Annotated in this window: 25 protein-coding genes; 19 read left to right on the plus strand and 6 right to left on the minus strand. The window is 28.9% G+C overall.

Translation table 11 applies throughout. From position 1 onward, the window contains the following. Positions 1-16: 16 nt before the first annotated feature. The 8 genes from Q0V08_RS00925 (at position 17) to Q0V08_RS00960 (ending at position 9,117) form a co-directional block, all read left to right on the plus strand. Positions 17-1,297 carry a serine/threonine protein kinase gene (locus Q0V08_RS00925; RefSeq protein WP_297431259.1) on the plus strand — a complete coding sequence of 427 codons (1,281 nt, stop codon included), beginning with the start codon at positions 17-19 and terminating at the stop codon, positions 1,295-1,297. Next, positions 1,287-2,171 carry a VacJ family lipoprotein gene (locus Q0V08_RS00930; protein ID WP_297431261.1) on the plus strand — a complete coding sequence of 295 codons (885 nt, stop codon included), beginning with the start codon at positions 1,287-1,289 and terminating at the stop codon, positions 2,169-2,171. Before Q0V08_RS00925 ends, Q0V08_RS00930 begins: the two co-directional genes overlap by 11 nt. Positions 2,172-2,173: 2 nt before the next feature. Next, a complete protein-coding gene (gene pepV, locus Q0V08_RS00935) occupies positions 2,174-3,565 on the plus strand; it encodes a dipeptidase PepV (protein ID WP_297431263.1) in 1,392 nt (463 codons plus the stop codon). 233 nt (positions 3,566-3,798) lie between these two features. Further along, the gene (locus tag Q0V08_RS00940; protein WP_297431265.1) at positions 3,799-4,977 is read left to right on the plus strand and encodes a DUF3798 domain-containing protein; all 1,179 of its coding nucleotides are present in this window, start codon (positions 3,799-3,801) and stop codon (positions 4,975-4,977) included. Positions 4,978-5,053: 76 nt separating this feature from the next. Beyond that, the gene (locus Q0V08_RS00945) at positions 5,054-6,646 is read left to right on the plus strand and encodes a sugar ABC transporter ATP-binding protein (RefSeq protein WP_297431266.1); all 1,593 of its coding nucleotides are present in this window, start codon (positions 5,054-5,056) and stop codon (positions 6,644-6,646) included. Further along, the gene (locus Q0V08_RS00950; protein ID WP_297431268.1) at positions 6,639-7,673 is read left to right on the plus strand and encodes an ABC transporter permease; all 1,035 of its coding nucleotides are present in this window, start codon (positions 6,639-6,641) and stop codon (positions 7,671-7,673) included. The genes Q0V08_RS00945 and Q0V08_RS00950 overlap by 8 nt, the downstream gene beginning before the upstream one ends. Next, positions 7,673-8,770, plus strand: coding sequence for an ABC transporter permease (locus tag Q0V08_RS00955; protein WP_297431270.1), 1,098 nt, complete (start codon positions 7,673-7,675; stop codon positions 8,768-8,770). The genes Q0V08_RS00950 and Q0V08_RS00955 overlap by 1 nt, the downstream gene beginning before the upstream one ends. Continuing rightward, on the plus strand, positions 8,767-9,117 hold the full coding sequence (locus Q0V08_RS00960; RefSeq protein WP_297431272.1) for a DUF6672 family protein: 351 nt from the start codon (positions 8,767-8,769) through the stop codon (positions 9,115-9,117). Before Q0V08_RS00955 ends, Q0V08_RS00960 begins: the two co-directional genes overlap by 4 nt. A 27-nt stretch (positions 9,118-9,144) precedes the next feature. Here the strand turns inward: Q0V08_RS00960 and Q0V08_RS00965 are convergent, their stop codons facing one another. From Q0V08_RS00965 to Q0V08_RS00990, 6 genes are all read right to left on the minus strand, one after another. Further along, positions 9,145-9,777: a murein L,D-transpeptidase catalytic domain family protein gene (locus Q0V08_RS00965; protein ID WP_297431274.1), complete on the minus strand. Its 633-nt coding sequence runs from the start codon at positions 9,775-9,777 to the stop codon at positions 9,145-9,147. Positions 9,778-9,894: 117 nt separating this feature from the next. Then, positions 9,895-11,523 carry an NFACT family protein gene (locus Q0V08_RS00970; RefSeq protein ID WP_297431275.1) on the minus strand — a complete coding sequence of 543 codons (1,629 nt, stop codon included), beginning with the start codon at positions 11,521-11,523 and terminating at the stop codon, positions 9,895-9,897. Beyond that, on the minus strand, positions 11,523-12,200 hold the full coding sequence (locus tag Q0V08_RS00975) for a MarR family transcriptional regulator (protein ID WP_297431328.1): 678 nt from the start codon (positions 12,198-12,200) through the stop codon (positions 11,523-11,525). Before Q0V08_RS00975 ends, Q0V08_RS00970 begins: the two co-directional genes overlap by 1 nt. After that, positions 12,200-12,841, minus strand: a complete 642-nt coding sequence (rpe, locus tag Q0V08_RS00980; protein ID WP_297431330.1) for a ribulose-phosphate 3-epimerase — start codon at positions 12,839-12,841, stop codon at positions 12,200-12,202. The genes Q0V08_RS00975 and rpe overlap by 1 nt, the downstream gene beginning before the upstream one ends. A 50-nt stretch (positions 12,842-12,891) precedes the next feature. Continuing rightward, positions 12,892-13,758 (minus strand): ribosome small subunit-dependent GTPase A, encoded by an 867-nt coding sequence (gene rsgA / locus Q0V08_RS00985; RefSeq protein WP_297431332.1) that lies wholly within the window; start codon positions 13,756-13,758, stop codon positions 12,892-12,894. A 35-nt stretch (positions 13,759-13,793) separates the two neighbouring features. Then, on the minus strand, positions 13,794-14,495 hold the full coding sequence (locus tag Q0V08_RS00990) for a PASTA domain-containing protein (protein WP_297431277.1): 702 nt from the start codon (positions 14,493-14,495) through the stop codon (positions 13,794-13,796). A 161-nt stretch (positions 14,496-14,656) separates the two neighbouring features. Here Q0V08_RS00990 and hpt point away from each other — a divergent pair, with 161 nt between their 5' ends. The 11 genes from hpt to ilvA all read left to right on the plus strand — a co-directional run bounded on the left by hpt (position 14,657) and on the right by ilvA (position 25,488). Then, positions 14,657-15,181 (plus strand): hypoxanthine phosphoribosyltransferase, encoded by a 525-nt coding sequence (gene hpt / locus Q0V08_RS00995; protein ID WP_023049840.1) that lies wholly within the window; start codon positions 14,657-14,659, stop codon positions 15,179-15,181. Between the two features lie 21 nt (positions 15,182-15,202). Beyond that, entirely contained in the window at positions 15,203-15,994 is a 792-nt protein-coding gene (gene rsmA / locus Q0V08_RS01000) for a 16S rRNA (adenine(1518)-N(6)/adenine(1519)-N(6))-dimethyltransferase RsmA (protein ID WP_297431279.1), read from the plus strand. Positions 15,995-16,077: 83 nt separating this feature from the next. Further along, positions 16,078-16,317, plus strand: coding sequence for a DUF4911 domain-containing protein (locus Q0V08_RS01005; protein ID WP_023049842.1), 240 nt, complete (start codon positions 16,078-16,080; stop codon positions 16,315-16,317). Positions 16,318-16,342: 25 nt separating this feature from the next. Then, positions 16,343-16,582, plus strand: a complete 240-nt coding sequence (locus Q0V08_RS01010) for a KH domain-containing protein (protein ID WP_023049843.1) — start codon at positions 16,343-16,345, stop codon at positions 16,580-16,582. Positions 16,583-16,610: 28 nt separating this feature from the next. Beyond that, positions 16,611-17,126 (plus strand): ribosome maturation factor RimM, encoded by a 516-nt coding sequence (gene rimM, locus Q0V08_RS01015; RefSeq protein ID WP_297431282.1) that lies wholly within the window; start codon positions 16,611-16,613, stop codon positions 17,124-17,126. 10 nt (positions 17,127-17,136) lie between these two features. Beyond that, the gene (trmD, locus tag Q0V08_RS01020; RefSeq protein WP_297431284.1) at positions 17,137-17,856 is read left to right on the plus strand and encodes a tRNA (guanosine(37)-N1)-methyltransferase TrmD; all 720 of its coding nucleotides are present in this window, start codon (positions 17,137-17,139) and stop codon (positions 17,854-17,856) included. Continuing rightward, positions 17,853-18,371 (plus strand): gamma carbonic anhydrase family protein, encoded by a 519-nt coding sequence (locus Q0V08_RS01025; RefSeq protein WP_297431286.1) that lies wholly within the window; start codon positions 17,853-17,855, stop codon positions 18,369-18,371. The genes trmD and Q0V08_RS01025 overlap by 4 nt, the downstream gene beginning before the upstream one ends. Positions 18,372-18,380: 9 nt before the next feature. Continuing rightward, complete coding sequence (locus Q0V08_RS01030; RefSeq protein WP_297431288.1) at positions 18,381-18,944, plus strand: RNA methyltransferase; 564 nt, start codon at positions 18,381-18,383, stop codon at positions 18,942-18,944. 48 nt (positions 18,945-18,992) lie between these two features. Beyond that, positions 18,993-23,273, plus strand: coding sequence for a PolC-type DNA polymerase III (locus Q0V08_RS01035; protein ID WP_297431334.1), 4,281 nt, complete (start codon positions 18,993-18,995; stop codon positions 23,271-23,273). A gap of 8 nt (positions 23,274-23,281) precedes the next feature. Next, positions 23,282-24,196 (plus strand): DMT family transporter, encoded by a 915-nt coding sequence (locus Q0V08_RS01040; protein WP_297431290.1) that lies wholly within the window; start codon positions 23,282-23,284, stop codon positions 24,194-24,196. A gap of 83 nt (positions 24,197-24,279) precedes the next feature. Further along, entirely contained in the window at positions 24,280-25,488 is a 1,209-nt protein-coding gene (gene ilvA, locus Q0V08_RS01045) for a threonine ammonia-lyase (protein ID WP_297431292.1), read from the plus strand. The last annotated feature ends 15 nt before the right edge of the window (positions 25,489-25,503 follow it).

Genomic DNA, 25,503 nt, shown 5'->3' on the forward strand with positions numbered 1-25,503 from the left:
AGGGGAATTTTTTATAATGAGAAAATGTATGAGAGTAATATTTATGTTAATTCTGACGGTAAATATTTTTGCTGAGTATAAATTTCCAATGAAAAATCCATATGTGGCTACAATAGTTGGAAGTTCTAAAATTATGACAAAAGGGATACCTAATGAGGTGCCTACTAAAGAGTTTAAAATTATGTTAGAAAGAAGTAATAAAGTGCCTGCAAATATGTGGTTTGATAAAGGATTTAATTTTTCTTTAAGCAAACAAAAAGGAAAAGCTCCTTTAATTTTTGTTTTATCAGGAACAGGTTCAGCATATAACTCTACAAGAACAAAAAACTTTCAAAAAATATTTTATAATGCAGGATATCACGTATTAACTGTAACATCAGTGTTTAACTCTAATTTTATATTAAATGTATCAAATAGTCAGGTGCCTGGAGTTTTGATTCAGGACGGTTTAGATTTGTATAATATTATGGGAGATATGTTAGAAAAAGTAAAAAAAGAAGAGAAAGTTGAAATAACAGATACATATTTAATGGGATATAGTATGGGAGCAACACACTCAGCAGTTTTATCTTATTTAGATTCTCAAGGAAAAGATTTTAACTTTAAAAGAGTTTACATGGTTAATCCATCTATTAATCTGTATTATTCGGCAACTACTTTAGATAATATGTTGTCAAAAAATATAGAAAATAAAGGACAAATAGTGGAAATTATTGATGAAGTAATGGAAGTAGTAAAAAAGAATATTTCACCTAGTGACTTACAAATAACAGAAGAGGGAATATATTCAATTTTTGAAAAACAAGAATTATCTAATAAAGAGATGGAAAGATTAATAGGGCTTGCTTTTAATTTAACATCAATTGATTTAAATTATATTGTAGATCAAATAAATGGTACCCATGTATATTCAAATACAACTCCAGGAAAATTTTCAAAAATGTATCCTTATTTTGAAAGTATTAACTTTGCAAACTTTAGTGATTATTTAAATAAATTAGCTTATCCATATTATTTAAAAATATTAGGTGGAGATTTAACTTTTAACGATGTTTTAAAATATGGCGATTTAAGAATAATTAAAAGTTATTTAGAGAAAGAAGATAAAATAGTAGCAGTAACTAATGAAGATGATTTTATTTTATCTGATAAGGATAGAGGTTTTATAAAAAATGTATTTAAAGAAAGAAGTTTGATATATCCTTATGGTGGGCACTGTGGAAATATGTTTTATCAAACTAATGTGGATAAAATGTTAGAGTTTTTAGAGAAGGGGGTGTTCAACAATGAATTATAAAAAGTTATGCTTAATGATAAGTTGTATATTTTTTATTAGCTGTTCTCCCTTAAAAACTAAAAATGATACTTCTGAAAAAAAACTTGAAAAAAAAGAAAGTTTAAATCAACACACTCATTTAAAGAGTAATGAGTACTTAAAATTAGGAAATGGAAAAGAGATTATATATGAACCAGAAGGAATAAGAAGTGAAGTTGTAGAAAAAAAGGAGATAAATGGAACTAAATTTATAGAAGTTTATGATCCGTTAGAACCTTTAAATAGGAGAATATACTATTTTAATTACTATTTAGATAAGTATGTTTTAATTCCAGCTGTTAATACTTATGAATTTATAGCACCAAAATTTGTTCAAAAAGGTGTGTCTAATTTCTTTTCAAATTTACAAGAGATAAATACGTTCATAAACTCAATATTACAATTTGAAGGAAGAAAAGCTACAATAACTTTTGTTAGATTTGGAATAAATTCAACAATTGGTATTTTAGGATTATTTGATGTAGCATCTGCTTTGGAATTACCAAAAACATATGAAGATTTTGGATTAACTTTAGCAAAATATGGAGTTGGAAATGGACCGTATTTAGTATTACCTGGTTTTGGACCATCTAATCTTAGAGATACAGCAGGTAAAGCAGTTGGAATAGCAAGTGTGTCAGAAATAAATCCATACGAACAACCTGTTGGTTTTGATGTTAATAACCCTGGAGTTACTGCAATGGGAGGAATTAATGCAAGAAAAGAAAATCAGAACTTTAGATACTATGGGACTGGAAGTCCTTTTGAATATGAGTATGTAAGATATTTCTATACTAAATATAGAGATACATTAATAGATGTAAATGATGTAAAAGTAAAGGGGAGAGGTGAATAGTTTTGAATTTACAAGAGTTTGTACTAAATTACAAAGATGATGTTGTTAAATCAATTCAGGAGTCAGTTAGAATTAAAAGTGTGCAAGAGGCGCCATTAGAAGGAATGCCTTTTGGAGAAGGACCTGCAAAAGCTCTAGAGCACATGTTAGATTTAGGAAAAAAATTAGGTTTTGAAGTTGAAAATTTTGATAATTATGCAGGTCATATTGATTTTGGTGTAGGTTCAGATGACGAGATGATAGGTATTCTTGGACATGTGGATGTTGTACCTGAGGGAAAAGGATGGGATCATCCACCATATGAAGCAAAAATAGTAGATGGTAAAATGTATGGAAGAGGAGTTTTAGATGATAAAGGTCCTACAATTGCGGCTTTATATGCATTGAAAGCTATTAAAGATTCAGGAGTTAAATTAAGTAGAAAAGTTAGAGTAATAGTAGGAGCTAATGAAGAAACTGGATGGGGATGTATGAACCATTATTTTGGAAAATTAAATATGCCACAGCCAGCAATGGCATTTACTCCAGACTCGTCATTTCCTGTAACTTATGCTGAAAAAGGAATATTACATTTAATGCTAAGTCAAGAGTACCAGGAAGAGTTAAATTTTTCAATAAAAGGTGGAGTAGCATTTAATTCAGTTCCAGATTCTGCTATAGGCTTATTTCCATTATCAATGAAAGATGAAATATTTTCAAATTTAGAAAAATATAATGAAGGAAAAGAGTTTAAGATAGTAGCAACTGAAAAAGATGGAAAAATAGAAATAATTTCTTTAGGAAAAGCTTCTCATGGAGCTAGACCAGCAAATGGATATAATGCAATATCAGCTTTATTTACTTTCTTATCAACTTTAAAAATTGAAGATGAAAAATTAAAAAATTTAGTAGAGTTCTTTAATGAGTATATAAAGATGGAGTATTCAGGAGAGAGATTAGGAATTAATTTTGAAGATGAACCATCTGGAGTATTAACATTAACTATTGGTAAAATTGAGTGTGAAGGTAAAAATGTAATGTTTGGATTTGATATTAGATATCCAGTTACATTTACAAAAGAACAAGTAATTGATCAAGTAGAAAAAAGAGCAAAAACTAAAAATTTAAATGTTTCAATAAGATCAGCTAAGAATCCGCTATATGTTCCTAAAGATAGTTTCTTGGTAACAACATTAATGGATATATATAAAGATATAACTGGTGATATAGATGCAGAGCCAGTTTCTATTGGTGGAGGAACTTATGCTAGAGCTGTAACAAATGGAGTTGCATTTGGAGCTTTATTAAAAGATCAAGAGGATAATATGCATCAAAAAAATGAATATTTAGAATTAGATAAATTAGACACTTGGTTAAAAATATATGTTCAAGCAATATATGATTTAGCAAAATAAAAGTGTAAGAAAAAACTGCAGTATTGCAGTTTTTTTATTTTTTGCAAAAATAAAAAATAGACAAAAATACTAAAAAAATAGTACATGAGAAAAATTAGAATCTATATTAATAATAATTATATATTTTATTAATATAGATATAATAAAAATATATTTTTAAAAAACTATAATATAAAATATATTAATTCAAATAATAAAAATTAAAATAAAGTTGTAGGGAGGGATAAGGATTTATGAAAAAATTTTTTTTAATTTTAATGAGTTTTTTATTATCAATAGTTAGTATGGGACAAGCACCATATCACATTGGAGTAATAACAGGAACAGTTTCTCAATCAGAAGATGGACTGAGAGGAGCTGAAGAAGCCATAAAATTATATGGAGCAGCAGATAAGGGTGGAGAGATAGTTCATGTAACTTATCCAGATAATTTTATGCAAGAGATGGAGACAACAATCTCTCAAATGGTAAGTTTAGCAGATGATCCTAAAATGAAAGCTATTGTTGTAGGAGAAGCAATTCCAGGAACAGTAGAAGCATTTAGAAGAATTAGAGAAAAAAGACCTGATATTTTACTTTTAGCAAATTCTCCACATGAAGATCCAGAAATGATTGGAGAGGTTTCAGATTTAGTTGTTAATCCAGATAGTATAGCAAGAGGTTACTTAATAGTAAAAGCAGCAAAAGAGATGGGAGCAGACAAGTTTATGCATATATCATTTCCGAGACATATGAGTTATGAGCTTCTATCAAAAAGAAGAAATGTAATGAAAGTTGCTGCAAATGATTTAGGAATGGAGTTTATTGAAATGACAGCCCCGGATCCCGTAAGTGATGTAGGAGTCGCAGGAGCACAACAATTTATTTTAGAGCAAGTTCCAAATTGGATAACTAAATATGGAGATAAAACAGCTTTTTTTGCAACAAATGATGCTCATACAGAGCCGTTATTAAAAAGAGTTGCAGAGAAAGGTGGATACTTTGTTGAAGCAGATTTACCATCGCCTACAATGGGATATCCAGGAGCTTTAGGAATACAATTTACAGAAGATGAAAAAGGAAATTGGCCAAAGATTTTAGAAAAAGTTGAAAAAACTGTAGAAGAAAAAGGTGGAGCAAAAAGAATGGGAACATGGGCTTATTCGTATAATTTCTCTGTTACAGTTTCTTTAGTTGATTTAGCAAAAGAAGTACTAGATGGTAAAGCTCAAATAGATGATTTTGATGCTTTAAAAGAAGTTCTGGCAAAAAATACTCCAGGAGCTCAATGGAATGGAAGTAATTATGTAGATGTTAGAGGAGTAGAAAAAGAGAATTTCTATTTATTATATCAAGATACATATGTTTTAGGAAAAGGTTATTTAAAAATGACAGAACTAGAAGTGCCAGAAAAATATTTTTCAATAAAATAATTGAAATTATTGACCACTAGACTTTACCTGACTAGTGGTCAAAATTTTTGATAGAGGTATAGGAGGAAGTGATATAATGCAAAAAGAACTTTTAAGGATGTCAGGAGTATCTAAGAGTTTTGGAGAAAACACAGTATTAAAAGATATAAATTTTACGATAAAAGAGGGAGAGATAGTAGGTCTTGTTGGAGAAAATGGTGCAGGGAAATCTACTTTAATGAAGATAATATTTGGAATGTCTCTAATAGAAGAAACTGGTGGATATAATGGAGAAATGATTTTTCAAGGTAAAAAAGTACATTTTAAAAGTTCTTTTGATGCTTTAAATGCGGGAATAGGAATGGTTCATCAAGAATTTTCTTTAATTCCAGGATTTAAGGCTTCAGAGAATATAGTTTTAAATAGAGAGAGTTTAAAAAGGTCTTTTGTGAAAGAAATATTTGGAGAAAGAATAAGTAAAATAGATTTTGAAAAAGATAGAGAACGAGCAAAGATTGCGATGTCACATTTAGGAGTTGATTTGAATGTAGATACCAAAGTTGATGAGATGCCTGTAGCGCATATGCAATTTACAGAGATTGCAAGAGAAATAGAGAGAGAAAATGTAAAGTTATTAGTTTTAGATGAGCCAACTGCAGTTTTAACAGAAAAAGAAGCTGAAATTTTATTAAAAACAATGAAAAGATTAGCTAGTGAAGGAATAGCAATTATATTTATAACTCATAGATTAAATGAAATTATGGATGTCTCAGATAGGATTATAGTTTTAAGAGATGGTATTATGATGAGTGAATTAGAAACATCAGAAACTAATGTAGATGAAATTACAAAATTAATGATAGGTAGAGAGATAGGAGGGAAAGCTAAAAAAGAAGAGAAAAAAGAGAATAACCCAGAAATTATTTTAGAAATGAAAAAGTTATGGGTAGATATGCCAGGAGAAAAAGCTAAGAATATAAATTTAAAAGTTCGAAAAGGTGAAATAATAGGATTAGGAGGAATGGCTGGTCAAGGGAAAGTAGGAATAGCTAATGGAGTAATGGGACTTTATCCAGCAGGGGGAGAGGTTATATATAAAAATGAAAAAATAAATTTAAACAATCCTAAAATTCCTTTAGAGAAAGGTATGTATTTTGTATCTGAAGATAGAAAAGAAGTTGGACTCATACTTGATGAAAAGATAAGTATGAATATAGCTTATCCATCAATATATATAAAAAGTAAATTTTTAAAAGAAAAATATTTTGGACTATTAAAAAGTATAGATGAAAAAGAAATAGACAAAAATAGTGAACATTACATTGAGAAATTAGAGATTAAATGTATGGGTGGGAACCAAAGGGTAGGAGAACTAAGTGGTGGAAACCAACAAAAAGTATGCTTAGCAAAAGCATTTACAATAAACCCAGATATACTTTTTATATCAGAACCTACAAGAGGAATCGATATTGGAGCAAAAAAAATTGTTCTTGAAACATTGAAAGAATATAATAAAAATAGTGGGATGACAATAATTTTAACTTCGTCAGAATTAGAAGAGTTAAGATCAGTTTGCGATAGAATCGCAATTGTAACGGAGGGTGAAATTGCAGGTATTTTATCTCCAGAGGATGACCTGTTAGAGTTTGGAAAATTAATGACAGGAGTTAAGGGGGATAAAAATGAATGAGAATATAGTAAAAAAAATAAAAGAGATAGGATTACCAAGAATAATAATAGCCTTGTTTTTACTTTCGCTATATATACTAGCACCTTTTGTAGGAGTTAATTTAAAAGTAGCTTTTCAGGATACTTTAATTAGAGTAGGAATGAATATAATATTAGTATTATCTCTTATTCCAATGATTCAAGGAGGAACAGGATTAAACTTTGGTATGCCTTTAGGTGTAGAGGCAGGATTACTTGGAGCAGTTTTAAGTATAGAACTAGGATTAACTGGATTACTTGGATTTTTAGGTGCAATATTAATATCATTACCAATATCAATATTATTTGGTTATGGATATGGCTCTATATTAAATAGAGTTAAAGGTGGAGAGATGATGATAGCAACGTATGTTGGGTTTTCATCAGTTGCATTTATGTGTATTATGTGGCTCGTATTACCTTTTAAAAAGCCGGATATGATTTGGGCATATGGTGGAGAGGGATTAAGAACAACAATAAGTGTTGAAGGGTATTGGAATAAAATTTTAGGTGCAATATTTTCTTCCTCAGGAAATTTTAGTTATATTGGAGAGATAGTATTCTTTTTATTATTGGCATTTTTAATAAAAGAATATTTTAAAAGTAGGAATGGATTAGCTATGAAAGCTGTTGGAGCTAATGAAAAATTTGCTAGATCAATAGGTGTTGATATTAACAAAGCGAGAATAAATTCAGTTATAATGTCAACTATGATAGCAGGTATCGGAATAATTGTTTACCAACAAAGTTTTGGATTTATACAGTTATATTTAGCGCCTTTTTATATGGCATTTCCTGCTATAGCAGCAATTTTAATTGGAGGAGCTTCAGTGAGAAAAGCTTCTATATTTAATGTTATCATTGGAACTGTTTTGTTTCAAGGAGTTATAACAATGACTCCAATAGTAATAAGCGGATTGATAAAAACAGATATGTCAGAAACTATAAGAGTTATAATATCAAATGGAATGATAATTTATGCATTAACTAGAAAAGGAGGAGAAAGATAATGGAGAAAATAAAAAGTTTTTTACAAAAGAATATAGTTCCAATTTTTATTTTAATCTTTATTTCTTCAATAATTCCAATATCTAAATTAACTCCTCAATACTTAATTCAAGAGATGATATTAAGATTAGATAGAAATTTATTTTTAGTTTTATCACTATTAATCCCAATAATAGCTGGAATGGGATTAAACTTTGGTATCGTTTTAGGAGCAATGGCTGGACAAATAGCCCTTATTTTTATAACAGAATATAGAATAATAGGATGGCAGGGTGTATTTTTAGCTATGATTTTATCAACTCCCATAGCAATGGCTTTGGGGTACTTTAGTGGAAATATATTAAATAAATCTAAAGGAAAAGAGATGATAACTTCTATGATCTTAGGGTTATTTATGAATGGAATTTATCAATTAGTTGTTCTGTATGGAATGGGAAGTATAATAAAGATATCAAACCCAAAATTGATACTTTCAAGAGGGAGTGGAATAAGAAATGCAATAGATTTGCAAGGTGTTAGAAGAGGATTAGATAACCTATTAGAGATAGATGTTTTGGGACAAAAAATACCAGCAGCAACATTTTTGTTAGTAGGGCTTTTATGCATATTTATAGTTTGGTTTAGAAAAACTAAATTAGGACAAGATATGAGAGCCGTAGGACAAAATATTGAAATAGCTAGAGCTGCAGGAATAAATGTAGATAGAACAAGAGTTTTAGCTATTGTAATATCAACGGTACTTGCAGGGTTTGGGCAGATTATATATTTACAAAATATAGGAACTATGAATACTTATAATAGTCATGAACAAATAGGGATGTTTTCTATTGCTGCTTTATTAATAGGAGGAGCATCAGCTGTTAAAGCAAGTATTCCAAACGCAATAACAGGAATTATTTTATTTCATATGATGTTTATTATTTCCCCAGTGGCAGGAAAAGAACTGATGGGGTCAGCTCAAATAGGAGAGTATTTTAGAGTGTTTGTATCATATGGAATAATAGCTTTAGTTTTAGTGATGCATGAATGGAGAAGAGAACGAGAGAAACGGGCAGAAAGAGCAAATGAGATCTCTAATAGTAAGGGGGAAACTATATGAGAAAAAAGTTAAGCATATTGATATTTTTGTTGATTGTATGTTTAATTGGTTGGGTTTTATATTCAACAGGTCAAGAACATACTCTAATTGTAAATAACAGTTATAAAAATAAAGATATGAGTACAAATATAGTGATAAAAATTTCTGGAGAAAAAGATAAAAAAATAGGAAAGAATAAAAAAGCTGTATTTGATTTGAAAGGAATAACTCATAAATTTTCTATTGTGGTAAATGAAAAAGAAATTGATGGAGTTATAAATTTTAAGATGAATAAAAGTGGAGAACTAGAAGTGGAGAAGTTTTTAAATAATGAAGAAAATTGGTTAAAAACAATTAATCAATATTAAAAGGAGAGAATATAGTATTCTCTCCTTTTAATTTATAAATGTACTCTCTTTTAAATATTTAGTATCGTCACCAGCTATAAAAATTATTGAGTTGTTAGATAAAAGATCAATGACCTCTTTAGAAAGTTCAGTTGGAATAGCAGGGCATCCAAGAGTTCTTCCTAAAAATCCCATTTGATCGATATATTTTTTAGATGCGTAATCAGCACCATGTATAACAATTGCTCTGTCGTAAGCATTAGAGTTAAAACGATTTTCTAGACCTTTTAATCTTAAAGAATAACCATAGTTTCCAAAATATGGCTTTGTATCAGTAATAAAAAATCCAAGAGAACTTTGGAAAGAGTTAGGTGCGTTAGAGAATTTTGTAGCAAGAACTTTTCCACTGTTTTTTCCATGAGAAACATAAGTATAATAAAGTAACTTTTTTTTCTTTAAATCAATAACTGAGAATCTTGGTTCAGTAGATGGTTTAGTAAAATCAATAACTGTTAAAAATTGAAAAGTTTTTCCTTTAATTTTAGAAGCTCCTTTTACGGCATTTTTAAATACACTATAATTCATTTTATCTTTTAGTTCCAATGATTTATAGAGAGATGAAGTAGAGCTAAAAACAGTCATATAAAGAATCAAGAATAAAAATAATAATTTTTGTTTCATAAACCACTCCTGAAAAATAAAATTTTGTTTTTTTTATTATAACAAAAAATAGGTCAAAAAGTAGAGAAAAAAATAAAAAAATGAGAAAATTCTTATTAAGAATTTTCCCATTATATTTTATAAAGTAACAACAATTGATTTAAAAATTTTATAAGTAACAAATCCAGGTTTAGCTCCCTTAGGTTTATTTAAATATTTAATTTGTGTGTAATCAACAGTAAGTTTAGTTCCTTTAGGTAACTTTGATTGTTGACCACAAAACACAGCGATATCATAAATAGATTTCTCGGATAATGATTCATTGGCGTTTACGACAGCATGAGTTCCAGGCATATCTTTACAGTGAAACCACATGTCTTCTCTATGAGAATATTTAGTTGTTAAAGCATCATTTTCTAAATTATTTCGACCATATCGAACTAAAATACCATCAATAGTAATTTCTCCAAAATTAAAAGTTTTAATAGCTTGTTTTTTAATACTTTTTTTATGTTTTGTTTTAGAAGGAACTTTTAAATAACCTTGACTAGAAAGCTCTTCTTCAATTAACTTTAGATTTTCTTTAGAATCACTATTATTAATAAAAGATTCAACACCTAAAAAATATTTTAAATTATCAGATATTTCAATTAATCTTTTTTGATTATATTCCATACCTTTTTTTAACTTATTATATTTTTTATATATTTTTTCTAAATTTATTTGAGGTGTAACCAATGGATCTAAAGGAATTGTACACATGCAATCATTATAGAAATCATAAAGTTCTACTTCATTCATGCCTTTTTTTAAAGAATATAAAGAGGCAGCTAATATATCTCCGAGCTCTCTATATCTATCAAAGTTTTTTTTCTCTTCAAGATCTTTTTTTATAGAAATAATTACTTTTTCAGATTTTTTAATCTCTTTTTTTATACAAGACATAAGTTTATCTTTTAAAATTTTAAAAGTATTAGATAAATTTTGATTATTTAAATAAAAATTTATCAACTCTTGGAATGAAGAGTATGTAATTACCGTGGCATACTCTTTGGGCTCTATATTTAAAACAGTAGCTAAGATAATTTCATTATGTTCATTAAAAAATATTTTAGGAGCTATTTCATCTTTTAAAATATCTTTTAAGTTTTCAAATGATGTAAGTGAATTAGCAAGAGTTTTTCCAAGTCCTTCTATGTTTTTAAGAAGTGATTTTTCATTTTTCTCTTTAAGAAACTCCTCTTCGTTTAAGTTTAAGGGAGAAAGTTTTTTTTCAAGAGACGGTGTTGAATAATCAATTCCAGGGAATAATACTCTACTTGGATTCTCCTCAATAGAAAAACGTTTTATAGAATCTAGGACTTTATTTTCTTTTGTAGTAAGAATAAGATTAGAGTGCTTTCCCATCATCTCAAAATATAAGTTATAAATTTTTACTTCTCCAAGTTCATTCAGTTTAGAAAAAGTAAAAATAAGAATTCTGTCATATCCTAATTGATTAATAGATATTAAAGTTGAGCCGACAATATATTTTTTTAAGTTTAAGGCAAAAGAACTATTTTCTTCTAATAAATTATCCTCTTTTGTATCTGATAGGTAGCATAATGAAAGAGAAGGGAAACAAGAGAGTATAAATCTCTGTTTCCCAAAATTAATACTTACAGCAAGCGAACTAGTTTGAACTACTTTATTGACACCTTTTCCTTTTAAAGAAGTTTCTAGCTCGGTTTTAATTTTATTTAAAGATATACCATCAAGGTACAGCATTATTCTTCAACCTTTATAGCAATAAGATTTTTTGCATCTAAAAGATTAACTTTTAAAATAGAACCGTCCTCTTTTTCAAGTGCTACCTTATCTTTTTCTTCAGATTCTATGATTTTAACTGTTGAGTAATGTTCTATTCCGTTATTAGCAAAATAATCCTGTATAATAGGAGTTCCTTTAACTTCGTTAATAGATACTACAGCTCCTACAGGAAACTCTGTAACAGAGTGAGGTTTAAAAAATTCTGTTTTGTCTTTTAAATTTTTTAAAATTAATTCAAAAGTTTCAGTAAAATGATTTAAATCCTTTTCTGGAATATTTTCTGTAATAGTTGAAATTATATTTTTATGATAAGTGTTATGATAGTTTAATGCTTCAATTCCTTTTTTAGATAGAGAAACATAAACTTTTCTTCTATCAGCATCAGAACGAACTCTATCGATAAACCCTTTTTCTCTTAGTTTTGTAATTGCAACTGTAGCAGTTCCCATAGTAATTCCAAGTCTATCAGATAACTCATTCATACTAAGTGACTCTTTTCCAATAGCTTCAATTATGTGTAGCTCAGTATGAGTTATACATTTTATTCCTCTTTTTAATGCTAAATCTTCTGTTTCATAGAAAAGCTTGTAAAAGTTTTCTAAGACATCATTTACTTTATTTATATTATTCATAATTATCTCTCCTTTAAAGATTTAATTCTCTCCTCATAATTACCAGAGAAAACATAAGAACCAGCAACAAAAATATTAGCTCCGGCATCAATACATTTTCCGATTGTTTCATTTGTTATTCCACCATCAACCTGGATATCAATAGTATTATTTAAATTACGAACTTCTTGAATTTTTTGGATTGAGTTTTCAATAAACTTTTGTCCTCCAAATCCAGGATTAACAGACATAATTAAAACCATGTCTAAATCATCAATAACATATTTTATCGCTTCAACAGGAGTAGCAGGATTTAAAGACACACCAGCTTTAACTCCAAAAGATTTAATCAATTGAATAGTTCTGTGAAGATGTTTTGTAGCTTCAGCATGAACAACAATTATGTCAGCACCGGCCTTAACAAAATCTTCAATATATCTTTCAGGTGCTTCAATCATAAGATGAACATCAAAAACTAAACTAGTTTTATTTCTAATGGCTTTTATAACAGGTGCTCCAAAAGTTATGTTAGGTACAAACATTCCATCCATAACATCAATATGTATATAATCGGCTCCAGCGTGGTCAATTGCTATAACTTCATTACCTAATTGACTAAAATCTGCTGAAAGAATTGATGGTGCTATCTTGATATCTTTTTTTATCATTTAAAATTTCACTCCTTTGTGTAATAGTTTAAGTAATAATATTTGTTCTAATATTTATTCCAAATTTCATTTTTAGATTTATCATAACAACGTTTGTAAAATTCATATCTTTCTTTTGTAATTTTTCCTGAATCAACAGCAGATTTTATACCACATTGAGGTTCATTTACGTGAACGCAGTTATTAAATTTACACCCATCTCCGAATTGATGAAATTCAGGAAAAAGTGATATTAGATCTTGAGCATCACTAGTAGGAGGTAGATCAACTGATGAAAATCCAGGAGTGTCAATAACAAAACCTCCACTCGGAAGAGTAAGCAGTTTACTATCTCTAGTTGTGTGTTTTCCAGCTCTTAATCTTTTACTTGTTTCACCTGTTTTTAATTCTTTGGAATCTTGTAACAGATTTAAAATACTTGACTTACCAACTCCAGAAGGTCCACCAAAAGCAGTAACTTTATCTTTTAAAAATGTTTTTAATTCATCCATACCAAGGTTTTTATAAGTTGATATATAAAAAACTGGAATATCTATCTTAGATAGGTATTCTAAATTAGATTTAATTTCCTCTAATTCCTCTTGTGATAAAAGATCTATTTTATTGATTATTAATACAGGACTGATTTTATTATATAAGCTATTTAATATTAAAATGTTTATTTTTTCATAGTCAATAGCAGGATCTTTAGCAGCAAATTGAATAACACCATAATCAATATTTGCAACTAAAGGTCTTCTCAAAAGATTTTTTCTGGGTTTAACTTCAGTTATAAAGCCATCTGCATCAAAAACAACGTAATCACCCACTGTACAATTTTCTCTTTTGTCTGATCTTTTTAAAATTCCTCTTAATTTACAAAGATATTCTTTTCCTTCACTTTCAATATTATAAAATCCTTGAATTTTATTGATAACAATTCCTTCGATAATAATTCACTCTCCTTAAATTAATAACTAACAACAATATCAATGATAGTTCCAGCAGGAACAGTTTCACCAATATGAGTAGTTTCAACAACAATTCCTTTTTCTAAATTAGGAATTACTTTTTCTTTAACAACACCAACAATAAGACCTTTTGAAATTAATTCATTAGTAGCCTCTTCGTATGTAAATCCTATTGTATCAGGAACTTCAACAGAAGCAACTGAGTTAGAATTACTTAATAAAAGTGATACTCCTTTATTCTTTTGAGTGTTTTGGCCTAAAGATGGAGTTGTGGCTAAAACAGTATTGTATGGCAAGTTTGAAGATGTATAAGAAACTTTTTTTATTTTAACTCCCTCTTCTTGGAGTTTAGCTGAAACTTCGATAAGGTTTTTATTTGTAAAATCAGGCATAGTGTAGTCATCTTTACCTTTGCTTAACCAAACTCTAACAGTTCTTCCCTCTTTTACAACTTTTTCAGGAGCTGGATTTTGTTTAAAGATAGTTCCAATGGGTAAATCAGAAAAATCATTTCCTGCAATAATTACATTTACTTTATCAATAGATGGTATTTTTTCTATCTGTTTTAGATTCATTCCAACAAGATTTGGTAGTGAATAAAAACTTTTGTTAAAATATGTTTTTAAGAATATATTAAAACTAAAAAAACAGATAAAAACAATAAGTATACATGATAGCAAATATGCTAAATATTTTTTCATTTTTCCTCCTAAAGTGGTGCTATGAAATTAAATAATAAAATACTCTAAATACTTATAAAATAATATCATAGTGGCACTAAAATATCAATAATTACTTGATAAATAGTAGCTTAAATGATAGAATATTTTGTAAACTATTATTTGAAAATTAGGAGGGTAAAATGGATTACACAATAGAGAAAATGATTTCTGAAGGTGATTTACAAGCTAGAATAAGAGAGGTTGCAAAAGAGATTGAAAAGGATTATGAAGGAAAAGATCTTATTTGTGTAGGTCTACTTAAGGGATCAATCATGTTCATGGCAGATTTACTAAAGAATGTAGAATTAGATTTAGCTATGGATTTCATGAAAGTCTCTAGTTACCATGGAGGAACTGATAGTACAGGTGTAGTAAAGATTTTAAAAGATGTTGATGAAGATTTAACAGGAAAAGATGTTTTAATTATAGAGGATATAATCGATACAGGTTTAACTTTAGAATCAGTTAAAAAATTCTTAATGTCAAAACAGCCAAAATCTTTAAAAGTTTGTTCTTTATTAGATAAGCCAAGTAGAAGAAAAGTAGAGATGGTTGGAGAGTATATTGGATTTGAAATTCCAGATGAGTTTGTAGTTGGATATGGTTTAGACTATGATGAACTATATAGAAACCTTCCTTATATTGGAAAAGTAGTTAGAAAGTAAAAAAAAGTAAAAGGAGGAAAGATGTCCTTTAAACATAAGAAAAAATTTGGACAAAACTTCTTAACAGATCAAAATGATGTTTTGAACAAAATTATGGAAGTTTCAAACGTTAAAGACGATGAACATATAGTTGAAATTGGTCCAGGAGAAGGTGCATTAACGGCTTTATTATTAGAAAGAGCTAAAAATGTAACGTGCATTGAAATTGATACTGATTTAGAAAAGATACTTACAAAAAAATATTCATCAAACCCTAAATTTAATTTAATAATGCAGGATGTTTTAACAGTAGATTTAAAAAGTGTATTAAGTAAAGGAAGAGTAGTTGCTAACATTCCTTACTATATAACATCACCAATTATAAATAAAATCATTGAAAATAGAGATATAATAAGTGAAATGTTTATAATGGTTCAAAAAGAAGTTGCAGAAAGAGTGTGCTCAAAATCTGGAAAAGAGAGAAGCGTATTGACACTAGCTGTAGAGTATTATGGAGAAGCAGAGTATTTATTTACAATACCAAAAGCATTTTTTACGCCACCACCAAAGGTAGATTCAGCTTTTATGTCAATAAAGTTTTACAATGATAGAAGATATGAGGATCGAATTTCAGAGAGCCTATTTTTTAAATATGTAAAAGCAGCTTTTTCAAACAAAAGAAAAAATATCATAAATAATCTAACAACTTTAGGGTATTCTAAAGATTTTATAAGAGAAAAATTAGAAAAATTAGGAATATCAGAAACAGAAAGAGCTGAAAATTTAACAATTGAACAGTTTATAGATTTAGCTGAGATATTTGAAGAAGAATAAAACTTTTAATAAGTGAGGCATGGATAAAAGAGGGGATTTCCTAATTTTTGAAAGCCTCCTTTTAGCTTAAATAAGGAGTAAAAATGGACAGTTATGAATTTAAAATAAAAACAAAACGTGAGGATATAGATTTTATTAATAAAATAATGGAAGCATATGAGGGCGTTGGAATTGTAAGAACAAAAAATGCAGATGAGGGAGATTTAACAATAGTTTCTACAACTGATTTTAAAGAGGATGTTAGAATGATTGTTGAAGATTTAAATAGAAAGTGGGTAAAAGCTGAAATAGTTTGGGAAGGACCTTGGTCTGGAGAGTTATAAAATAAAAATTTAGGAGGATAAATTTATGGAAAAATTAGAGTTATTAATTAATTATATTATAGGTGAATTAGTAGAAACAAAAGAGGGAATCAGAATAAGTTATGACTTAATAGATGATACTGTAACTTTCAAAGTAAGTGTTGCTCAAGGTGAAATGGGAAGAGTTATTGGAAAAAATGGTTTAACAGCAAATGCAATAAGAGGAGTTATGCAAGCAGCAGGGGTTAAAGATAGATTAAATGTAAATGTTGAATTTGTAGACTAAAATTTAAAAGAATTAAAGGAGAATATTAATGGAGTTATTAGCAGTTGGAAGAGTTTCAGGAACTCATCACTTAAAGGGAGCAATAAAAGTTACTTCAAATATAGATAATTTAGAGATTTTAAGTGGAAATAAAGTTATGATTGAGCTACCATCAGGAGAGGTAAAAATTTTAACTATAAAAAAAGTATCAAGCATGATAGATAAAAAATGGATTGTAGAATTTGAAGAGTTAACAAATAAAACAGATGCTGGTTTAATTCAAAATGGAGTTATAAAAGTAAGAAGAGATCTTTTAGGAATTGAAGAAGATGAGTTTTTAGCTAATGATGTAATGGGAATGAAAGTTATAACAGAGGATGGCGAAAATATAGGTGAAGTTGTAGATATATATGAAACTGCAGCACATGATATCTATGTTATAGAAGATGAAGAGTTTGAAACAATGATTCCAGATGTAGAAGTTTTTATAAAAAATATAGATTTTAATAAAAGAGAGATATTAGTTTCTTTAATTGAAGGAATGAGAGAAAGAAAGAAAGATTAAGGAGAACGTTGTGAAAATAAATATATTAACACTATTTCCAGAGTTTTTTAATTCTTTTAAAGAGCATAGTATTATAAAAAGAGCTGTGGAAAGAGAGCAGGTAGAAATTAACATAGTTAATATAAGGGATTTCGCTGAAGGGAAACATAAGCAGTGTGATGATATACCTTTTGGAGGAGGAGCTGGAATGGTTATGAAACCAGAACCATTATTAAGAGCTCTAGAGGGGAATAAAGGAAAAGTTATTTATACATCTCCCCAAGGTGTAAAATTAAATCAAGTATTAGCATGTGAGTTATCTACTGAAAAAGAGATAACTATAATAGCAGGTCATTATGAAGGAATAGATGAGAGAGTAATTGATAGCAAAGTAGATTTAGAGATATCTTTAGGTGACTTTGTTTTAACAGGTGGAGAGTTACCAGCTATGGTAATATCAGATGCGATAGTTCGTCTTATTCCTGGAGTTATAAAAAAAGAATCTTATGAAAATGATTCTTTTTATAATGGATTATTAGATTACCCTCATTATACTAGACCAGCTGAATTTGAGGGATTAAAAGTTCCAGAAGTTTTGATGTCCGGTCATCATAAAAATATAGATGAATGGAGATTAAAACAGAGTTTAGAAAGAACTTTAAAAAGACGACCAGAGCTTTTAAAAGATAGAGAGTTTAGTAAACTAGAAAAAAAACTTTTAAAAGAGATAAAAGAGGAGCAAGAGATATGATATATAAATTAGGAGAGCTAGTTCCAAAAATTGGAAAGAATAATCTTATTATTGATAATGCGACTATAATTGGAGATGTAGAGACTGGAGAAAATGTAAGTATCTGGTTTTCAGCAGTTTTAAGAGCTGATATGAGTAAAATTAAAGTTGGAAATAATTCAAATATTCAAGATAATACAACAGTTCATGGAGATACACCATATCCTGTAACAATAGGTGAAAATGTAACAATAGGACATAATTGTATTATACATGGATGTGAAATAGGAGATAATGTCATAATAGGAATGGGATCAATTTTATTAAATGGAGCTAAAATTCCTAAAAACTGTATCGTAGGAGCGGGAAGTTTAGTTACTGATAAGTTAGAAGCTCAAGAAGGAGATTTGATAATAGGTTCTCCTGCAAAGGTAGTAAAAAAACTTTCTGATAAAAATATAGATTATTTAAAATATGCTAATAAAGTGTATTTAGAAAAAATAGAAATGTACAAAAAATTAGAGAGAATAGGGTAGGTAAGATTAATGAGAAAAGCAATATATTTAGGACTAGTTCACTCACCAGTTTACAATAAAAGAGGAGATGTGGTTTGTACATCAGTAACAAACTTTGATATTCATGATATTTCAAGAACATGTAGAACATATGATGTAAATCAATACCATATTATAGTATCTGTAGATGCACAAAAAAAACTTACAGAAAGAATTATTGGATATTGGCAAGAAGGATTTGGAACAGGATATAATAGGGATAGAGAGGAAGCTTTTGGTAGAACAAGAGTTTATGAATCAATAGAAAAAAGTATTTCTGAAATAGAAGAAAGAGAGGGAAAAAGACCTCTAATAATAACAACATCAGCAAAAATATTTCCAAACTCAATAAGTTATAAAAATTTATCTGAAAAAATGATTAATGATGATCAGCCATATTTAATATTATTTGGAACAGGTTGGGGATTAATAGATGAAGTAATGAATATGTCAGATTATATATTAGAACCAATTAGAGGAAATGCAGAATATAATCATTTATCTGTTAGATCAGCAGTTTCAATAATTTTAGATAGATTATTAGGAGAAAATTAATTGAGAAGAGAAATTAGAATAAGACCTCAAAGAAATATTTTTAAAGATATGGGGATTGAAAATATAGAAATAACAGAGATTGTTTTTAGTGAAAGAAATAAAAAAATGGATCTTATCTGTGTGGTTTCTACTCCTCAGGATTTAAAAGGATTAGATAAGGCTTATGAAAATTTAAAAAAGAAGTTTGGAAATGAATTAGATATTAATTTCAAAATAGATTATTTAACGAAAGAGATTACAAAAGAAAATTTTTTAGAAATTATTGAAAGAGTTATTGAAAAATTAAAAAGAACTAATGCCATTTCAAAATCATTTTTATATCTATATAGAATATCTATAAAAAATGAAGTAATTGATATTGAATTGAAAAATGAGATGGCAGTAGAAACACTGTATAGTTCAAATTTAGATATAAAAATACAAACTCTTTTAGAAAACTATGGAATTAGAGGGTTTAAAGTAAATTTCATATCAGGAGATTTTAATAGTGAGATAAAATCTATAGAAACTGAAATAGAAAATAAAATAATAACTTTAAATTCTAAAGTTGCTGAGAAAGTACCAACAGAAAAAGCACTAGCTCCACCAGTAGAAATAAAGTCAGCAGTACCTATGGGAAGAGGTGGATTTAGTAAAAAGAAAGATATAAAAAGTCCAAGTATGCCAATATCAGAGTTTAAAGAGTTAATAGAGAATGAGATAGCAGTTGTAGAAGGGGAATTATTTGCTACAGAAGGAAGAGAGTTAAGAACTGGAAAAATTCTTCAGGTTTTAAGAATAACTGATGGAGAGGACTCAATAACTGCTAAAATATTTTTAAATAGTCCAGAAGATTTTGATGTTAAAGTTGGAGATTTTGTAAAAATTAGTGGAAAGAAACAAATTGATAGCTTTGAAAATAACGAAGAGATAATTTTAGTAAATATATTAAATAAGTTGGATAAAGTAAAGTCTAAAAAAATAGATTCAGCTGATGAAAAAATGATTGAACTTCATACTCATACAAAAATGAGTGAAATGTGTGGGGTAGAAGATGTAAAAGGGATAGTTGGAAGAGCTTTAGAATATGGGCACAAAGCTGTCGCAATAACAGATTATGGTGTTGTTCATGCTTTTCCTTTTGCATATAAAGCAGCTAAAGGAAAAGATATAAAGATAATCTTTGGATGTGAAATGTATATGGTAGATGATACACAGCCAATGGTTCAGAATGCTAAAGATGTTTTAATAGATGAAGAAACGTATGTTGTATTTGACTTAGAAACTTTAGGTTTAAATTCTCATAAAAATGAGATTATAGAGATTGGAGCTGTAAAGTTACAAGGAAGAAGAATAGTAGATAGATATTCACAACTTATTAATCCAGGGAAAAAAATACCAAAGAAAATTCAAGATATAACAGGAATTGATGATTCTTTAGTTGAGAATATGCCAACTATAGATAAAATATTACCAGAATTTATGGCGTTTATAGGAGATGCTACTTTAGTAGCTCATAATGCACCATTTGATATGGGATTTTTAAAAAGAGATATAAAAAAATATTTAGAAATAGATTATAATCCAGCTGTTATAGATACATTACAAATGGCTAGAGATTTATATCCTAATCAAAAAGGATATGGATTAAAGCCGATGACAAAATTTTTAAAAGTAGCTTTAGAAAATCACCATAGAGCTGTTGATGACTCTCAAGCTACAGCAGCTATGTTTGCTATATTCTTAGAAAAATATTTAGAAAATGGAGTTACAAATCAGTTAGATATGACTGGAGCATTTCCATTGAATTATAGAAAGCAGGATATAAGAAACGTAATGGTTTTGGTTAAGGATTTGGTAGGACTAAAAAATCTATATAAATTAGTTTCACAAGCACATATTGATTACTTTGGAAGTAAAAAACCAAGAATTTTGAAAACTGTTTTAAATGAAAATAGAGAAGGGTTGATTATTGGAGCTCCAACTTCAATTCATTTTTCAAATAGTGGAGAGTTATCAGAAGCATACTTTAGGAATGATTTATCAAAAGTTGAAAGATTAATTGATTTTTATGATTATATTGAACTTCAACCTAGGATTGGATTTTCAGAATTTTTAGATAGTGATGAAACTGGAGCTATAGCTTCTTTCAAAGATGTTGAAAAAATGAATAGATATCTTTATAATTTAGGAAAAGAAAGAGGAAAGTTAATTACGGGGTCATCAAATGTACATTATTTAGAAAAAGAGGATCATAAAATAAGATCGATACTTCTTTATGGAAGTGGAAGTGTATTTAGAGAAAATCAATATAGAGTAGATAATGGTTTTTATTTTAGAACTACTGATGAATTGTTAGAAGAGTTTAACTATTTAGGAGAAGATGTATCTAAAGAGATTGTTGTTGAAGCAACAAATCAATTAAATGAGATGATTGAAAAAGTTCAACCTATTCCAAGTGGATTTTATCCGCCAAAAATAGATAATGCAGAAAATATAGTTAGGGAGATGACTTACACAAAAGCTTATGAGTTGTATGGAAATCCTTTGCCTGAAAATGTTGAGGCAAGAATAGAAAGAGAGTTAAAAGCAATTATAGGAAATGGTTTCTCCGTATTATATTTATCAGCTCAAAAACTAGTTAAAAAATCTTTAGATAATGGATATTTAGTTGGATCAAGAGGATCAGTTGGTTCATCAATTGTAGCTTATATGATGGGAATAACAGAAGTTAATGCTCTTTATCCACATTATTTATGCACTAATTCAGAGTGTAAACATTCAGAGTTTATTGAAAGAGAAGGAGCTGGAGTTGACTTACCAGATAAAATTTGTCCAAAATGTGGTATACAAATGAAAAAAGATGGACATTCAATTCCGTTTGAAGTATTTATGGGATTCAATGGAGACAAGGTTCCGGATATAGATTTAAACTTTTCAGGAGAGTATCAATCAGAAATCCATAGATATTGTGAAGATTTATTTGGAAAATCAAATGTATTTAAAGCTGGAACAATTTCTACTCTAGCAGAAAAAAATGCTGAAGGTTATGTAAGAAAATTCTTTGAAGATCATAGTATATTCTCAGGAAGAGCTGAAGTTATGAGAATGGCTCAAAAATGTGAAGGAGCTAAAAAAACAACAGGACAGCACCCAGGGGGAATGATTGTTGTTCCTCAAGGTAATTCAATATATGAGTTTTGTCCAGTTCAAAGACCTGCAAATGATCAAAATAGTGATTCAACAACAACTCACTATGATTATCACGTAATGGATGAACAATTAGTAAAATTAGATATATTAGGACATGATGATCCAACTACAATAAAGATGTTACAAGAGTATACAGGAGTAGACGTTTATGATATACCTTTAGGAGATCCAGAAACATTGAAAATCTTTTCAGGAACAGAGGCATTAGGTGTCACTCAAGAAGAGATAGGGTCAGTTGTAGGAACGTATGGAGTTCCAGAATTCGGAACAGGATTTGTTAGACAAATGCTAGTTGATACAATGCCCACAACTTTTGCGGAGTTAGTTAGAATATCAGGACTATCACACGGAACAGATGTATGGCTAAATAATGCGCAGGAGTTTGTAAGAGAAGGAAAAGCGACTCTATCTCAAGTAATATCTGTTAGAGATGACATTATGAACTTCTTGATAGATCAAGGTATTGAAAAAGGAACAGCTTTTAAAATTATGGAGTTTGTAAGAAAAGGACAACCAAGTAAAAATGTTGCTCAATGGAAAGAATACTCTGATTTGATGAAAAACCATGGAGTTCCAGAGTGGTATATAGAATCATGTAGAAGAATAAAGTATATGTTCCCTAAAGGACATGCAGTAGCATATGTTATGATGGCAATGAGAATAGCTTATTTTAAAGTTCACTATCCATTGGCTTTCTATGCAGCATACTTAAGTAGAAAAGTTGAAGATTTTGATTTTGAATTAATGAATGATTTGGTAAAAGTTAAAGAAAAAATTCAAGAATTAAATAGAGAACCAAAACTTGATGTTAAGAAAAAAGCTCAATTAGCAGTATGCGAAATAATAGTAGAGATGCATGCAAGAGGATTCGAATTTCTAAATTTAGATGTTTATAAATCTCACGGTTCTAAATTTACAATAGAAGATGGAAAGATAAGAGTTCCATTAATGGCATTAAATGGTTTAGGAGCATCAGTAATGGAAAATATAGTTAGAGAAAGAGATTTAGGAAGATTTATATCCTATGAAGATTTTAAAAGAAGAACAAAAACATCTCAAACAACTGTGGACAAGTTAAAGGAATTTAATTGTATAGAGTCTTTAAGTGAAACAAATCAGACGACTTTATTTTTCTAGGAGGAAAAGTGTTTAATATAAAAAAGCAATATTTAGGAGCAGGATTAGTTTGTTTAGCTGCAACAATGTGGGGATTTGACGGTATAGTGTTAACTCCTAGATTATATCAATTAAATGTAGCATATGTGGTATTTGTATTGCATCTTCTACCTTTAGTAGGTATGAGTATTTTATTTGGAAAATCGGAAATTACAAATATAAAAAAATTAAGTAAAGAAGATTTATTTTTCTATTTTTTAATAGCTTTATTTGGAGGAACTTTAGGAACACTATCTATTGTAAAAGCTTTATTTTTAGTAAACTTTAATCATCTGACAGTAGTTACTCTTTTACAAAAGTTACAACCAGTTTTTGCAATATTTCTTGCTAGAATTTTATTAGGAGAAAGAGTAGGAAAAAACTTTGTATTTTGGACGATAGCTGCATTAATGAGTGGATATTTATTAACATTCCAATTCTCTTTACCTCATTTTGAAGTTGGAGATAATATAGGTTTAGCAAGTATTTACGCTATTTTAGCTGCATTTTCTTTTGGTAGTTCAACAGTATTTGGTAAAAAAATACTGGCCCATTCTACTTTCAGAACAGCCCTATACACAAGATATTTATTCACATCAATTATAACTGGTTTAATAGTTATAGCTAATGGGAACTTAGGATGGTTTTTAAAAACAACTCCCCATCAGTGGATGATTTTTGTTATTATAGGTTTAACAACAGGAAGTGGAGCGGTATTACTTTATTATATAGGACTTAGATATATAAAAGCAAATATTGCAACTATGTGTGAATTGTGTTTTCCAGTTTCTTCAATAGTATTTGATTATATTTTCAATGGAAGATTATTATCTCCAGTTCAATTTATGAGTGCTGGTGTATTATTATTTACAATATATAAAATTACAAGAAATCAAAAAAATTAAAAAAATCTTGAAAAAAATGTTCTAAAAATATATAATAAAGTTGTAAAAAGTTATATAATAATGAAATTTGGAGGGGTTAAACCGTGGATTGTAATTTTACCTTAGAAGATATATTAAAAGCTAATGAAACTATAAAGGATTCATTAAAGAGAACACCTGTAGTAGAGTGTCCAACTCTTAGAGAGATGACTGGAAATGCAGTGTATTTTAAGTTAGAAAATCTTCAGAAAACAGGTTCGTTTAAATTAAGAGGAGCTTTAAATAAAATAGCAAGTCTTTCATCAGAGGAAAGAGCAGCGGGTGTTATTGCTTCTTCAGCAGGAAATCATGCTCAAGGAGTAGCGTTAGGAGCGGCAGCTCAAGGAATAAAAGCTACAATAGTTATGCCTGCAACAGCTCCATTAGCAAAAATTGCAGCTACAAAATCGTATGGTGCAGAGGTAATTTTAGAAGGTGAAGTTTACGATGATGCTTACAGAAAAGCTTGTGAAATTCAAAAAGAAACTGGAGCCACTTTTTTACACCCTTTTGATGATAAATTTGTAATGGCAGGACAAGGAACAATAGGATTAGAGATATTAGAAGACATACCGGATGTAGATGTTGTTTTAGTTCCTATTGGAGGAGGAGGAATTATTGGTGGTATAGCAAAAGCTATAAAATCATTAAGACCGGAAGCTAAAGTAATAGGGATTGAAGCCGCTCATGCAGCTTCAATGGCAGAAGCTGTTGCTATGAAAGAAATCTGTGAAATCTCAACAAAACCAACAATTGCAGATGGAATAGCTGTAAGAAAAGCAGGATGTGAGCCATTTAAAATAGTTCAGGAATGTGTTGATGAAATTGTAACTGTAACAGAAGATGAAATAGCAAAAGCAATACTATTTCTTATGGAAAAAAGTAAAGTTGTAGCTGAAGGAGCAGGAGCAACTACAGTTGCAGCAATTTTAGCTGGAAAAATAAAAGCTGAAAATAAAAAAGTTTGTGCTGTGATATCAGGTGGTAATATTGATATAAATCTTGTTGAAAGAGTTTTGAATAAGGCTCTTATACTTGAGGGAAGAAGGTTTGCATTTTCAATAGAACTTTCAGATAAAGTTGGAGAGATGGCAAAAGTAGTAGCTACTATTTGTGAAATGAATGCAAATATTTTAAGTATAAATCAAACTATGTATAGTCAAAATTTAGGAATAACTTCTCAAGAAGCAACTTTTGTATTAGAATGTTTTGATAAACAGCATCAAGAAAAAGTAAGAGAAAAATTAACAAATATGGGTTATAGAATGTATTAAAAAAATGGCTATCTA

The organism is uncultured Cetobacterium sp. (assembly GCF_947038635.1).
Classification (GTDB): domain Bacteria; phylum Fusobacteriota; class Fusobacteriia; order Fusobacteriales; family Fusobacteriaceae; genus Cetobacterium_A.